Raw genomic sequence first — 12,667 nt, 5'->3', positions numbered from 1 at the left:
GGGACAGGCTCTACCTCTCCGAGTGGCCCAGGGATTTCTCCGGGGCCACTCGGTCGCGTACCAGGCGCTTCACGGCCGTCGGCTCGGGGAAGCCCTGCTCGCGGCGGTCCCAGACCACCTCGTCGTCGACGCGTACGACGAAGACGCCGCCGGTACCGGGCTTGAGCGCCAGCTCGGTCAGCTCCTGCTCGAAGGTGGTGAGGAGTTCCTGGGCGAGCCAGGAGGCCCGGGGCAGCCAGCGGCACTGGGTGCAGTACTCGATCTGCACGCGGTGCGCCCGCCCGGCCGGAGCAGAGGGCGCGGCGGGTGTGTCGTCCGTGGGCTGGGTGTCGTCCGTGGTCATCCGAGGTGTACCGACCAATCCTGTTCCGCCGCCGGTTTGCCGTGCAGGTCGGGGACCCGCTTCAGCCAGTTCGGCCGGCCCTGCTGGGTCTTCGCGGCCCGGCGGGCGTCCTCGTCCGCGAGCTGTTCCCGGGTGGGGAAGTCGGTGGGCAGCCAGGCCGCGGAGGCCCTGGCCCGGGCGAGGAGGTAGCCGACGTACGCCTCGCGGACCTCGTCGGGCGTGGCGAACCCCGGCTCGTCGGCGAGCCAGGCGTCGGGCACCTCGGCCGTGATCGCGCGCAGCAGTTCCTCCGTCACCCGGGGCGCCAGTTCGGCGTCCGCCGCGCGGGTGTCGGGGGTGTGGCCGCCGAGCGCGTGCTGCCGGAAGTCGTACGCCTTCCGCGGGTCCGACTTCTCCGGGGCCGACGCGTCCCAGCGGTGGTGGAACACCAGCGCGGCCCCGTGGTCGATCAGCCACAGCTTCGGGGGTGCGACGCCGAGCGTGGGCCAGATCATCAGGTTCGAGCTGTGCGTCGTGCGGTCCACGTTGACGGTGAGGGCGTCCAGCCAGACGATCCGGCCGGCCTCCAGGGGATCGACGTCGAACGCCGCCGCCACCTCGGGGGTGAAGTCCCGGGCGCCCGACAGATAGTCCATGCCGAGGTTGACGCCCGCGCTGGCCCTCAGCAGGTCCTGGACCTCCTGGTGGGGTTCGTGCGCGGCGATCGCCGGATCGAAGTCCACGAGCACCAGCTCGGGGAACCGCAGCCCCAGAGCGCGCGCCAGTTCGCCCACGATCACCTCGGCGACCAGCGCCTTGCGGCCCTGCGCCGAGCCCGTGAACTTCACGACGTACGTCCCCAGGTCGTCGGCCTCGACGACTCCGGGCACGGAGCCGCCCGCCCGCAGCGGGGTCACGTATCGGTCGGCGGTCACTTGGCGCAGCACACCCGCCACTGTAATTCAGCCGCCCGCGGTCCCCGTCAGGCGTCTCGGGCGTCAGCCGCGCGCAGGGGGTTCGGTACGGGCCGGTAGCGGGCGGCGGCGCCGTCCGCACCGGTCCAGCGCAGCAGCAGGTTCGTCTTGCCCGGCAGGGTCGGGGACCGCAGGAGGTCCGCCACCTCGGGCAGCTCCTGGGTGTACCGCGCGAGCTCCCGGCGGACGGGCTCCCAGGGGTCGAGCCGCGGATACCGCTCGCGCAGGGCGTCCGCGATCTCCAGCAGGTTGTTCACGACCAGGCAGTACACCAGCCGCTCCCACCCGGCCGCCCGCGTCACGTCCGCCAGCAGCTTCACCCCCTCGGCGTCCCGGAACAGCGCCTGCACGGGTGTGCCGTCACCGTCCACGGCGACCACCGTGTTCTGCAGATGCGCTTCGAGTACGACCCCGTGCCGGGCGAACAACTCCAGTGCGGGCGGGACGACTTGGCGCAGATACGCGGTCCACCAGCTAGCAGGATCGGCGAGGGTGTCCAGAGGGTTTCCGTCGAAGTCGGCCAGGGCGGCCACGCCCGGCGGGTCGTACGGGCCTCCCATGCCCTCCGTCAGCGCGGCCGCCAGCAGCGGAGTCGAACCGGAGGTCACATGCCCGCCCAGACCGTCACGCACGAGAACGGCCAGTTCCTCGAAGGCGAAGTCCGCCGTGCGGTAGCCGCGGTCGCTCAGCCAGGCCGCGCCGCCGTCCAGGGCACGGAAGGCCGCCGTCACCGCGCTGTCCGTCCGCCGCAGCGCGAGGAGGTCGTGCCGCCACAGGCGCCGGATGTCGTTGGTGATGCGGACGTCGAGGCTGAACTTCACGAAGAGGTCGGCGTCGGGAACGTACAGGGTGCGGATGGCCGCCGTGGGCCAGGCGGACCACGGCGAGGTCCCGAGGTGGACGAGACGGCCGTCGGCGAACGCCGCACGGATCTCCGGGCTGCCGCCGACGAGGTCGAGCTGCCACGGGTGGGCGGGGAGGAGCCGGTAGCCGTCCGGGGCTTCACCGAGGGCGTCCAGGGCGCTCGTGTCGCCGTCCTGCACGCAGACGTCCTCGCGCAGGCCGAACAGCGTCACCGGGAAGTCGGCGTACGCCTCGGGGGCGTACGGGAGCCAGGTGGTGGCCGGGCCGCCGCCGCGCGCCTTGGGGGCGGGGTGGTGGGGATGCCCGGTGATCAGGGACTGCTCGGAGCGGCGGTACGGGTCGGCGGGCGGGGCCACACCCTCCCGGGCCGCCAGGATCGCCGCCACCGCGTCCCGGCCGGCGGTCGTCTCGGCGGGCAGTTCGGAGTTGGACAGGCCGGTGTGCAGACGCAGTTCCTCGGCGGTGAGCTTGACCAGTTCGGCGTGGCCGAGCCGCTGCCAGGTGCCGTCGGTGAGGAGTTCCGGGTCGCGGGGCCGGCGCCCGTCGCGCACGCGCAGGAGCCGGTCACCGGCCGGCAGCCGGTACACGCGCCGGGCGTCGGGCGCCCGCTCCGGAACCGGTCCGGGCCGACGCTCAGGGACCGATCCGGACCGGGGCTCCGGCTCGGTTTCGGTTTCGGGTTCGGGTTCGCCGATCTCCCGCAGCAGACAGTTGAGCAGCGGTGCTGACGCGATCGCGTCAGCGACGTCGGCCGCATCGGCGGCTTCGACCGCTTCGGCGGCTTCGACCGCTTCGGCGAGGCCGTCGGTGGCCTGCGCGGAGGGCATGGGGGACATGGGCTGCATAGGGGGCACGGGGGGCATGAGATCCACGCGATCCGTTCGTTGCATACGGTGCACTTGCGCTGAGTATGTCCGGATGTCCGGCGTTGTACCCGGCCGGACGGCGTCCCCTCACCCTAGGAGCCCCTGTGCATCCTCCCCGCACCCCGGCCGGGACCGAGACCGCTCTCGCCGCCGAGCTGCGCACGGTACGCCCCGAGCTGCTCGCCCCGTACGCCGCCGAACTCCCCGGCGCACGCTCGGCCGTGCTGACCCGGCTGTGGCGCGGGCTCGCCCTCGATCCGCTGCCGTGGGTCACGCGTCGCGAGGCCGGGTCCACCGGTCTGACGCTCCGGACGGCCGACGGCCGCCGGCTGCGCGGGCCGCGTCCGGACGCGTACGCGACCGCCTCGACCGTCACGGAGGTCGAGCTGGACGGGACGGCGTACGACCATCCGGCCGCGCTGATGGCAGCGCTCGGGCTGCCGCACGGGCGGCCCTTCGCGAGCGAACTCGCCGGCAGTGTCGCCTCGTTGGCGCTGTCGCGCGCCAACCAGGTCCCGTCGGCCGGGGTTTCGTCGGTGGGGGTCTCGTCGCCCGGAGCTTCGGCGGGTCCGGCGGAGGCTCACCGAGCGCTCTGGGAGTGGGAGCAGCGGGTCGTCGACGGGCATCCCTTCCATCCCAACTGCCGTTCCCGGCCCGGGTTCTCGGTGGCCGAGGAGCTGGCGTACGCCCCCGAGCACCGGCCGGTGGTCCGGCTGGGCCTGATCGCCCTACGGGAGGACGACTGCCGGTCCACGGGCGAGTGGCCGTACCGGGAGGCGGGGCGGGTGCTGATCCCCGTACATCCATGGCAGGCCCGGCATGTGCTGAAGGACGAGAAGCCCGTCGGGGACGGGATCGCCGCACATCCCCTGATGTCGCTGCGCACCCTGGCCGTGCCGGGCGGACCGCACGTCAAGACCGCGCTCAGCGCCCGGCTGACCTCCTCCGTACGGGACATCTCGGTGTACTCGATCACGTCGGCGGCGACGGTGTCGGCGTTCATGGAGTCGATGGCCGGGCGCCTGGACGGCCTGCTGCACATCACCCGGACCCTGGGCGCCGTCACCGCCGGCTCCGCCGATCTGGCCGCCGTCGCACGGGAGTCCCCCGAGCTGTACGCGGGGACGGGCGAGCAGGTCGTGCCGGTCGCCGCCCTCGCCGCGAGCGTCCTGCCCCGGTCCCCTGGCTGGGTGGCGGAGTTCAGCCGGCTCGCGCTCACCGTGGGGCTGCGGCTGCTCGACCTGGGCGTCGCCCTGGAGGCGCACGGCCAGAACCTGCTCGTGGTGCTCTCCCCCGCCGGCGACCCCGTGCGGCTCGTCTACCGCGATCTGGCGGACATCCGGATCAGCCCGGCCCGGCTGGCCCGCCACGGCATCCCGGCACCCGATCTGACGGGCCGTATCGTCACGGACGACGAGTCCGTGCTGCGCAGCAAACTCTTCGGCTCACTCGTCGCGGGCACGCTGGCGGCGACGGCGGGTTCGACACCGGCGCTGCGCGAGGCACTGTCCACGGCCGTACGGGATCTGCCGCGCACCCCGGATCTCACGGCGCTGCTCGAAGAGCCGCTGCCCGCCAAGGCGTTGACGCTGATGAGGCTGTCGCCGGAGCGGCCCGGGGACATCTGGGCGCGGCTGCCCAACCCGTTCGCCGACCCCGACGGCCCGTTCCGCGGGCGCTCGTTTTGAAGCGCGGTGCCTTTGCTCCATAGGATCCTTCGATGATCACAAGACAACGGCTGGCGGCGGGCGCATGCGCCCTGCTCGCCGCCCTGGCGGCCGGGATCGCGCTCCCGGCCGACGCCGTCGCCGACGAGCCCTCTGGCACCGCCGCGCCCAAGGTGAACCTCCTCCTCGACGTCAGCGGCTCCATGCGGGCCCGGGACATCGACGGCCAGACCCGGATGGCCGCGGCGAAGCAGGCCTTCAACGAGGTCCTCGACGCGACGCCCGAAGAGGTCGAGCTGGGCATACGCACACTCGGCGCCAACTACCGCGGCGACGACCGCAAGACGGGCTGCAAGGACACCGAACAGCTCTACCCCGTGGGGCCGTTGGACCGTACCGAGGCCAAGACGGCGGTCGCGACCCTGTCGCCCACCGGCTGGACCCCGATCGGCCCCGCGCTCCTCAAGGCCGCCGACGACCTCGAAGGCGGCGAGGGCTCCCGCCGTATCGTCCTCATCAGCGACGGCGAGGACACCTGCGCCCCGCTCGACCCGTGCGAGGTGGCACGCGAGATCGCCGCCAAGGGGATCGGGCTCACCATCGACACGCTCGGGCTGGTGCCGAACACCAAGCTGCGGCAGCAGTTGAGCTGCATCGCCGAGGCGACCGGCGGCACGTACACCTCGGTCGAGCACACCGACGAACTCACCGACAAGGTCAACCAGTTGGTGGACCGCGCGGCCGACCCGGTGGTGACGCCGGTGGCCGTCGAGGGCGCCGACGCGTGCGCGAAGGCACCCGCGGTCAAGTCCGGGCTGTACACCGACCGTGAGGAGTTCGGGCAGCACCGCTGGTACCGCGTGGACCTGCCGGCCGGCTCCGAACTGCGCGCCTCGGTGAGCGTCGCGGCCGACCGCCAGGTCAACCGGGACTACGGGGTGTCGCTGCGGGCGGTGACCGTGAACGGCCGTGAGATCGTGCGCGGCGAGACGACCGGCTCCGGCCGGACCGATGTCATGTCGGCCGGGCTGCGCTACCCCAAGGCGGAGAGCGACGACGAGGACGACGACTCCGAGGCCGCGACGGAGGTCGTGTGTCTCCAGGTCGCCAACTCCTTCTCGGCGGCCTCCGGGGTGAAGACCACTCCCGGTCTGCCCCTGGAACTGACCATCGACGTCGTGGACGGGCCCGACGCGTCGAGCGATGTGGCCTCCTTCGGCCTCGGCCGCGGCTGGTGGCTGCTCGGCGCCCTGGTGCTCACCGGCTTCCTCGCGGGTGTGCTGTGGGGCTGGGTCTCTCGCTGGCGGGTCGCGGTCTGGAGGACCAACTAATGCGTACGAAGCTATTGTTGCGCGCGGCTAGTGCGGCGCTGCTGCTGCTCGGGGTCGCGGCGGTTCCGGCGGTGGCCGACTCCTCGCCCTCCGCGAGCCCGTCGGACGACTCCGACGCGCCCACCTCGGCGGGGACGTCCTTCCGTACGGCGGCCGAGGTCGACCAGGGACAGCGGGCGACCGCCGGCGCGTCCACGGGCGACTACCTGTACTGGTCGTTCCCCGCCGACGCGGGACAGCGGCCGACCGTGCGGGCGAAGGTGAAACTGCCCGACGCCGAGGCCTCCACGACCTGGCAGATCGACGTGTACGACGGACTGCGGCGGCGTCAGGCGTGCCAGTACGGGGCGCAGACGCGGACGGCCGCGCCGGACGCGGGCTCGGTGGAGCTGTCCTGCACGCTGCGTACGGTGCGCGCGTGGTCGGAGCCGTGGGCCGACGACCCGCTGCCGGGTACGTACTACATCCGGCTGACCACGGTCGGTCTCACGGCGGCGGATCTCGGGCTGCCGGTGACCACCGAGGTGCGGGTCGACTCGAAGGAGATCGGTGGGGCGGCGGCGGTCGACGGCTCGTTGTCCGAGCCGCTGGTTCCGGGGGTCGCGGTGACGGCCGCCGGCGCCGAGGAGTCCGACTCGCCTGCGGCGGTGCTGTCCAGCATCGAGCCGGACGACGGGTGGGCCTCCGGGTGGTGGTCCGACCGGTGGGTGTGGACCGGCGTCGGGGGTGTGCTCGCCGCTCTCGCGGGGGTTGGCGGGTATGCGCTGACGCGGGGAGCGGGGCGGCCCCGGCCGTAGCCTTCGCCGGCGGGCCCGCGGTAACCGGGGGCGCCGTTCCCGGCCCCAGGGGGCACGGCCATGCGTCACCAGGTGCGGGTCCGCTGCAGCGAGGTGCGCAGTTCCCCGCGCCCCTGGAGGGGGGCGGGCTTGCGTCGGCGGGTGCCGGTGCGCTGTAGCGAGGTGCGCCGTTCCCCGCGCCCCTGGAGGGGCGCGGCCTTGCGTCGGCGGGTGCCGGTGTACCCGCAGGGGCGAGCCGCACGATCGTGCCCCGTGCAGGCCCGTCAGGGGCTGTATGGGGGCGCGGGGAACTGCGCGGCCGGCTACGGCGTACCCGCGCCTGCAACTCACCGGCGCGGTCAGCGCAGCGCCTCCGGTCAGGGTTCCCGGAGGGCCTTGGCCAGGGGGCCCTCGCCCGATACCGCGATCCGGCCGACCCGTATCGCGTCCGGGAGCGTGAGATCACCCCGCCCCAGCGCCGTGCATGTCTCGGTGTCGAGGGAGAGCCGGGCATCGGCCTCCTCGGGCGCGGGGCCCTCCCCGTACACCGGGCCGTCCGCCGCCGCGCCGACGTGGACGTAGAACTCCCCCTCGTCCAGCCTCACATGCACCACCCCCTCGCCGAACCCCTCCAGCGCCCGCAGCAACGGCAGCGCGAACCAGTGCGCCCGCACCGCGTCGGTGGGCCGCCGGTCCGCCAGCAGGGGCGCGCCCCACTCCCCGAGCGCCTGCAGCACGGGCAGCAACTCACGCCCACGGCAGGTGAGTTCGTACACGTACACCGCCCCCGGCGGCGGCATCCGCCGACGCGTCGTCAACCCGTCGCGCTCCATGTCCTTGAGCCGGGAGGCGAGCACGTCCGTGCTCACCCCGGGCAGGTCGGCGTGCAGGTCGGTGTAGCGGCGCGGACCGGCCAGCAGCTCGCGGACGATCAGGAGGGTCCAGCGGTCACCGACGGCGTCGAGCGCCCGGGCAGCGGAACAGTACTGGTCGTAGCTTCGGCGAGGTGACATGCGACGCAGTCTAGACAACTTGTTGGACTTTCCAAGCGTGAACTTGGTAAAACCAAGCAACACCACAACCTGGAGGTGCGCACCGCATGGAGTTCCGGCAGTCGAGCAAGCTCAGCGAGGTCTGTTACGAGATCCGGGGCCCGGTCATCGAGCACGCGAACGCCCTGGAGGAGGCAGGCCACAGCGTGCTGCGCCTCAACACCGGCAACCCCGCGCTCTTCGGCTTCGAGGCACCGGAGGACATCGTCCAGGACATGATCCGGATGCTCCCCCAGGCACACGGCTACACGGACTCGCGCGGTGTCCTGTCGGCCCGCCGCGCCGTGGCGCAGCGCTACCAGGAACGCGGCCTCGAAGTCGGCGTGGACGACGTCTTCCTCGGCAACGGTGTCTCCGAACTCGTCTCGATGGCCGTCCAGGCACTTCTGGAGGACGGCGACGAAGTCCTCATCCCCGCCCCGGACTTCCCGCTCTGGACGGCGGTGACGACCCTCGCGGGCGGCAAGGCCGTGCACTACCTGTGCGACGAACAGGCCGACTGGTACCCGGATCTGGACGACATGGCGTCGAAGATCACGGACCGCACCAGGGCCGTCGTCATCATCAACCCGAACAACCCCACCGGCGCGGTCTACCCCAAGGAGATCATCGAGGGCATCCTCGACCTGGCCCGCCGGCACGGCCTGATGGTGTTCGCGGACGAGATCTACGACCAGATCCTGTACGACGACGCCGTGCACCACTCGGCCGCCGCGCTCGCCCCCGACCTGGTGGTCCTCACTTTCTGCGGCCTGTCGAAGACGTACCGCGTGGCGGGCTTCCGCTCCGGCTGGCTGGTCGTGACCGGGCCGCGCCAGCACGCGAAGAGCTATCTGGAGGGCCTCACCATGCTGGCCTCCATGCGGCTGTGCGCCAACGCCCCGGCCCAGTACGCCATCCAGGCCGCGCTCGGCGGCCGGCAGTCCATCCACGAACTCACCGCGCCCGGCGGCCGGTTGCGCGAACAGCGGGACGTCGCGTGGGAGAAGCTGAACGAGATCCCCGGCGTCTCCTGCGTGAAACCGAAGGGCGCGCTGTACGCGTTCGCGCGGCTCGACCCCTCGGTCCACAAGATCCACGACGACGAGAAGTTCGTGCTCGACCTGCTGCTGCGCGAAAAGATCCAGGTGGTCCAGGGCACCGGTTTCAACTGGCCGCGCCCCGACCACTTCCGCATCCTCACCCTCCCGTACGCCGACGACCTCGACGCGGCGATCAGCAGGATCGGCCGGTTCCTGAGCGGCTATCGGCAGTAGGCGGCGGTGGGTGGCAGCGGGCGCCGATGTCAGACCCTGGTCGTAGTCTTCGACAGCAGCTGACGGGTCCGCCGTGGCCCCCGGTCCGAAGGAGGCGACCATCCGTGACGCGACCGCCGAGCGCCGCGCAGCGGCGCGTCATCGACGCCGCCGACCCCGTGACCGGGCGCCTCAAGGGTACGGAGAGCCAGCTCGCGGCGCTGGTCAGGCACGGCCTGGCCTTCCGGCACCCGCGACCGCCGCACGCCCACTTCCTGACCCCGGCAGGTCACCGTATACGCGAGGAGACCGCCACGGCGGAGGCGCCCGCCGCCGAGGCACCGCAACCCGCCCCCGCCCATGAGCCCGCCGGGGTGTTCGCCGCGCGCGTCGGCGGCGAGGACACCGCCGACGCCGGTCCGTCACGCGTCCGCGAGGTGCGCAGCGCCTGGCAGGGGCTGCTGGAACTGCGGCGGATGACGAACACGGACGGCGTCGTGGACCGGCCGTGCGCATGGGAGCGTACGCATCTGGTGCAGGCCGCCGCCCTGGCGCTGGAGGCGGCGGGACTCCGTCCGGCGGGGACGGGCGCGGAGGGCTACCGGGTGCGGGCGACACCCCAGCCGGAGGCCGTCGCCGTGCGCGAGCCGGACACGGCGGCACTGAAGGAGTGCGCAGTGACGCTGGAGAAGGCCGGATGGCAGGTCGGCGAGCACACGGAGCCGCGTACAGGAGCGCGCTATCTGCTGGCCTCGCCCCGCCGGTCGTGACGCCCCGGAATGCCCTGCGCGGAGGGGAGGTTGACGCCGATGAGCAACCGCTCAGTACGCTGACGCCGACTCAGTTCACCGTAGAAATGGGGAAGTCGTGGCCGAACCGTATGCCGTCCCGGTGACCGTGCGCGGGTACGAGACCGACGTCCAGGGGCATCTGAACCAGGCCGTGTACGTGAACTACGCGGAGCACGCCCGCTGGTCGTTACTGCAGGCCGCCGGGATCAGCCAGGCCGGTCTCGTCGCGAAGGGCGTGGGCCCGGTGTCGCTGGAGATGACCGTCCGTTATCTGCGGGAGCTGCGCGCGGGTGACGAGGTCGAGGTCACCTGCGGCTTCGACTGGGGCGAGGGCAGGGGCAAGACGTTCCGGATCGAGCAGACCATCCGCAAGACCGACCGTACGGTGGCGGCCGAGATCACGGCGGTCGGCGGCCTGATGGACCTCAAGGAACGAAGGCTGGTCGCGGACCCTCGCGAATACTTCCGCGCGCTGGCCACCGACCCCCGGCTGTTCGGCCTCTGACACCGGACGATCGCACACACGCTCCGGTCTCGGCCGACTCACTCCGGCTGATGGCGGGCGTCGTACGCGGCGCGTGACTCGGCGATCGTGACGCGGTGCCGTTCCGCCCAGTCGGTCAGCCCGAGCAGTGACGCGTGCAACTCGTGGGCCACCGGAGTGAGTTCGTACTCGACCTTCGGCGGGACCGTCGGGTGGACGGTGCGCGTGAGAAGCCCGTCACGCTCCAGATTGCGCAGGGTCAGCGTGAGCATGCGGCGGCTGATGCCCTCTACGCCGCGCTCCAGCTCGGTGAAGCGGATCGGTCCGTGCGCGGCGGCCACGATGATCAGAACGCTCCACTTTCCGGCGACCCTGTCAAGAACCTCGCGGACGGGACACGCGTGCGCGTTCACGACCTGCGGGGTAACACGGGTGTTCCCCTGGGACATCCAGGTGCCTCCTTACGGCCGGCCTTCAGGGTCACTCACGATGTCCTCCGTTACAAGTCGTGCACCTATGGAATGTCCAGCACCTGTACGGAGGCCGTGACCATGTTGCCCCGGACCGGAGCTCCCGCGGAGGAACTCCCCCAAGACCCGCATTCGGACTCAGACTCCGACTCGCACTCCGATCCAGCAGAGTCTGCGCACCACTCGCGAACGTACTCCCGTCGGGCGTCCCTCGTCGTGCTGTGCGCGGGCGCGCTGATGACGATCCTCGACGGCAGCGTCGTGACCGTGGCGATGCCCGCGATCCAGAGCGATCTCGGTTTCTCGTCCTCGGGACTCGCCTGGATCGTGAACGCGTATCTGATCCCCTTCGGCGGGCTGCTGCTGCTCATGGGGCGGCTCGGCGATCTGGTGGGACGCCGGCGGATGTTCACCGCGGGGCTCGCCCTGTTCACCGTGGCGTCCGTGCTGTGCGGGGTCGCCACCGGTCAGAGCGTCCTGATCGCGGCACGAGCGGTGCAGGGCGTCGGCGGGGCGATGACCTCGGCGGTCGTCCTGGGCATGCTGATCGCGCTCTTTCCCGAACCGCGTGAACAGGCCGGGGCCATCGCGGTGTTCAGCGCGGTCGGGGCGGCGGGCGGCGCGCTGGGCACGTTCCTCGGCGGGGCGCTCACCCAGGCGCTCAGCTGGCACTGGATCTTCCTGATCAACCTGCCGATCGGGATCGTGGCCTGGATCGCCGCGCTGCGCGTCCTCGCACCCGACCGCGCTCCCGACCGCGGTGCGGGACTCGGCCGGGGCGCGGACCATCTCGGGGCCGTGCTGGTCACGGGCGCGCTGATGCTCACGGTCTACGCGATCGTCGGGGCCGGGGAGCGGCCGGTCGGCCGCACGCTGATCCTGGCCGCGCTCTCGCTCGGACTGTTCGCGGCGTTCATCCTGCGGCAGGCACGGGCCGAGCGGCCGCTGCTGCGGCTGAGGCTGTTCCGTTCACGGCTGCTCACCGGTGCCAACGGTGTGCAGATGCTGATGATCGCGACGATGTTCGGGTTCCAGTACATCGGGGCGCTCTACATCCAACGGGTGCTGGGGTACGGGGAGTTGCGGACGGGGTTGGCGTTTCTGCCCGCGCCCGTACTGATCGGGGTGCTGATGCTGGGGCTGTCGGCGCGGACGATCGGCCGGTTCGGGCCGTATCGGGTGCTGCTCGCCGGGCTGGTGCTCATCGTTGCCGGGATGGCGTTGCTGAGTCGGGTGCCGGCGTCCGGGGCGTATGTCGTTGATGTGCTGCCCGCGATGTTGTTGCTCGGGGCGGGGTTTGCCGGTGCGATGCCTGCGGTGACCGGGCTCGCCATGTCGGGGGTGGCGGAGGAGGATGCCGGGCTTGCGTCCGGGGTCTTCAACACCACGCAGGTGGTGGGGGGTTCGTTGGGGCTTGCGGTGCTTACGACTCTGGCGGCGAGTCGTACGGGTGAGTTGCTGGCGGGTGGGGAGTCGTTCGTCTCCGCGAACGCTGACGGGTATCGGTTGGCGTTCACCGTCGCGACGGGGATCGCTGTGGCGGGGTTCGTGGTCGCGGCGGTGGTGCTGCGGGTGGCGGGTCGGGATTCTCTCGCCCCCGCCGCCCCTACCCGTTCCCGTCACTGACTCAGGGGCTCCGCCCCCGAACCCCCGCTCCTCAAACGCCGGACGGGCTGAGATGTCGCCGGACGGGCGTACATCTTCAGCCCGTCCGGCGTTTGAGGACGAGCGCGTCAGCGCGACAGGGGGTCTGGGGCGCAGCCCCAGGGATGGGAAGGGTAAGGGCGGCGGGGGCGAAGAAACGCTTGACGGGTATACGTCACCCTCAATCTCTG

12 protein-coding genes are annotated in these 12,667 nt (G+C 72.1%); 7 read left to right on the top strand and 5 right to left on the bottom strand.

The genetic code is table 11. The annotated features are described in order from the left end of the window. Positions 1–10: 10 nt before the first annotated feature. Genes IE278_RS10155 through IE278_RS10145 form a run of 3 tightly spaced genes read right to left on the bottom strand, consistent with a single transcriptional unit; the run spans position 11 to position 2,996 of the window. Positions 11–343, bottom strand: a complete 333-nt coding sequence (locus IE278_RS10155) for an Rdx family protein (protein WP_246570223.1) — start codon at positions 341–343, stop codon at positions 11–13. Continuing rightward, positions 340–1,269 carry a HipA family kinase gene (locus tag IE278_RS10150; protein WP_189770899.1) on the bottom strand — a complete coding sequence of 310 codons (930 nt, stop codon included), beginning with the start codon at positions 1,267–1,269 and terminating at the stop codon, positions 340–342. The genes IE278_RS10155 and IE278_RS10150 overlap by 4 nt, the downstream gene beginning before the upstream one ends. A gap of 35 nt (positions 1,270–1,304) precedes the next feature. Further along, on the bottom strand, positions 1,305–2,996 hold the full coding sequence (locus tag IE278_RS10145) for an IucA/IucC family protein (protein ID WP_246570222.1): 1,692 nt from the start codon (positions 2,994–2,996) through the stop codon (positions 1,305–1,307). 74 nt (positions 2,997–3,070) lie between these two features. On the opposite strand from IE278_RS10145, the gene IE278_RS10140 reads away from it, so the two are divergent. Genes IE278_RS10140 through IE278_RS10130 form a run of 3 tightly spaced genes read left to right on the top strand, consistent with a single transcriptional unit; the run spans position 3,071 to position 6,821 of the window. Beyond that, entirely contained in the window at positions 3,071–4,714 is a 1,644-nt protein-coding gene (locus IE278_RS10140; protein ID WP_189770895.1) for an IucA/IucC family protein, read from the top strand. Positions 4,715–4,746: 32 nt separating this feature from the next. Next, on the top strand, positions 4,747–6,024 hold the full coding sequence (locus IE278_RS10135; protein WP_189770893.1) for a VWA domain-containing protein: 1,278 nt from the start codon (positions 4,747–4,749) through the stop codon (positions 6,022–6,024). After that, a complete protein-coding gene (locus IE278_RS10130) occupies positions 6,024–6,821 on the top strand; it encodes a hypothetical protein (RefSeq protein WP_189770891.1) in 798 nt (265 codons plus the stop codon). The genes IE278_RS10135 and IE278_RS10130 overlap by 1 nt, the downstream gene beginning before the upstream one ends. Before the next feature lie 356 nt (positions 6,822–7,177). Here IE278_RS10130 and IE278_RS10125 read toward each other — a convergent pair whose 3' ends face one another. Then, complete coding sequence (locus IE278_RS10125) at positions 7,178–7,813, bottom strand: winged helix-turn-helix transcriptional regulator (RefSeq protein ID WP_189770889.1); 636 nt, start codon at positions 7,811–7,813, stop codon at positions 7,178–7,180. 86 nt (positions 7,814–7,899) lie between these two features. Between IE278_RS10125 and IE278_RS10120 the strand changes: the two genes are divergently transcribed. From IE278_RS10120 to IE278_RS10110, 3 genes are all read left to right on the top strand, one after another. Continuing rightward, positions 7,900–9,108 (top strand): pyridoxal phosphate-dependent aminotransferase, encoded by a 1,209-nt coding sequence (locus IE278_RS10120; RefSeq protein ID WP_189770887.1) that lies wholly within the window; start codon positions 7,900–7,902, stop codon positions 9,106–9,108. A 104-nt stretch (positions 9,109–9,212) separates the two neighbouring features. Further along, positions 9,213–9,857 (top strand): hypothetical protein, encoded by a 645-nt coding sequence (locus tag IE278_RS10115; RefSeq protein ID WP_189770885.1) that lies wholly within the window; start codon positions 9,213–9,215, stop codon positions 9,855–9,857. A 97-nt stretch (positions 9,858–9,954) separates the two neighbouring features. Then, a complete protein-coding gene (locus IE278_RS10110) occupies positions 9,955–10,383 on the top strand; it encodes an acyl-CoA thioesterase (RefSeq protein WP_189770882.1) in 429 nt (142 codons plus the stop codon). A gap of 38 nt (positions 10,384–10,421) precedes the next feature. Here the strand turns inward: IE278_RS10110 and IE278_RS10105 are convergent, their stop codons facing one another. Further along, the gene (locus tag IE278_RS10105) at positions 10,422–10,811 is read right to left on the bottom strand and encodes a winged helix-turn-helix transcriptional regulator (protein ID WP_189770881.1); all 390 of its coding nucleotides are present in this window, start codon (positions 10,809–10,811) and stop codon (positions 10,422–10,424) included. 102 nt (positions 10,812–10,913) lie between these two features. On the opposite strand from IE278_RS10105, the gene IE278_RS10100 reads away from it, so the two are divergent. After that, the gene (locus tag IE278_RS10100) at positions 10,914–12,458 is read left to right on the top strand and encodes an MFS transporter (protein WP_281403144.1); all 1,545 of its coding nucleotides are present in this window, start codon (positions 10,914–10,916) and stop codon (positions 12,456–12,458) included. Positions 12,459–12,667 lie beyond the last annotated feature (209 nt).

Source organism: Streptomyces tauricus (genome assembly GCF_014650955.1).
Classification (GTDB): domain Bacteria; phylum Actinomycetota; class Actinomycetes; order Streptomycetales; family Streptomycetaceae; genus Streptomyces; species Streptomyces tauricus.
This window is presented reverse-complemented; position numbering and strand designations above follow the sequence as displayed.

Coding starts and splice junctions, on each gene's coding strand:
- IE278_RS10155 (WP_246570223.1), bottom strand. CDS start 343: ATGACCACGGACGACACCCAGCCCACGGACGACACACCCGCCGCGCCC.
- IE278_RS10145 (WP_246570222.1), bottom strand. CDS start 2,996: ATGTCCCCCATGCCCTCCGCGCAGGCCACCGACGGCCTCGCCGAAGCG.
- IE278_RS10140 (WP_189770895.1), top strand. CDS start 3,071: ATGTCCGGATGTCCGGCGTTGTACCCGGCCGGACGGCGTCCCCTCACC.
- IE278_RS10135 (WP_189770893.1), top strand. CDS start 4,747: ATGATCACAAGACAACGGCTGGCGGCGGGCGCATGCGCCCTGCTCGCC.
- IE278_RS10130 (WP_189770891.1), top strand. CDS start 6,024: ATGCGTACGAAGCTATTGTTGCGCGCGGCTAGTGCGGCGCTGCTGCTG.
- IE278_RS10125 (WP_189770889.1), bottom strand. CDS start 7,813: ATGTCACCTCGCCGAAGCTACGACCAGTACTGTTCCGCTGCCCGGGCG.
- IE278_RS10120 (WP_189770887.1), top strand. CDS start 7,900: ATGGAGTTCCGGCAGTCGAGCAAGCTCAGCGAGGTCTGTTACGAGATC.
- IE278_RS10105 (WP_189770881.1), bottom strand. CDS start 10,811: ATGTCCCAGGGGAACACCCGTGTTACCCCGCAGGTCGTGAACGCGCAC.
- IE278_RS10100 (WP_281403144.1), top strand. CDS start 10,914: ATGTTGCCCCGGACCGGAGCTCCCGCGGAGGAACTCCCCCAAGACCCG.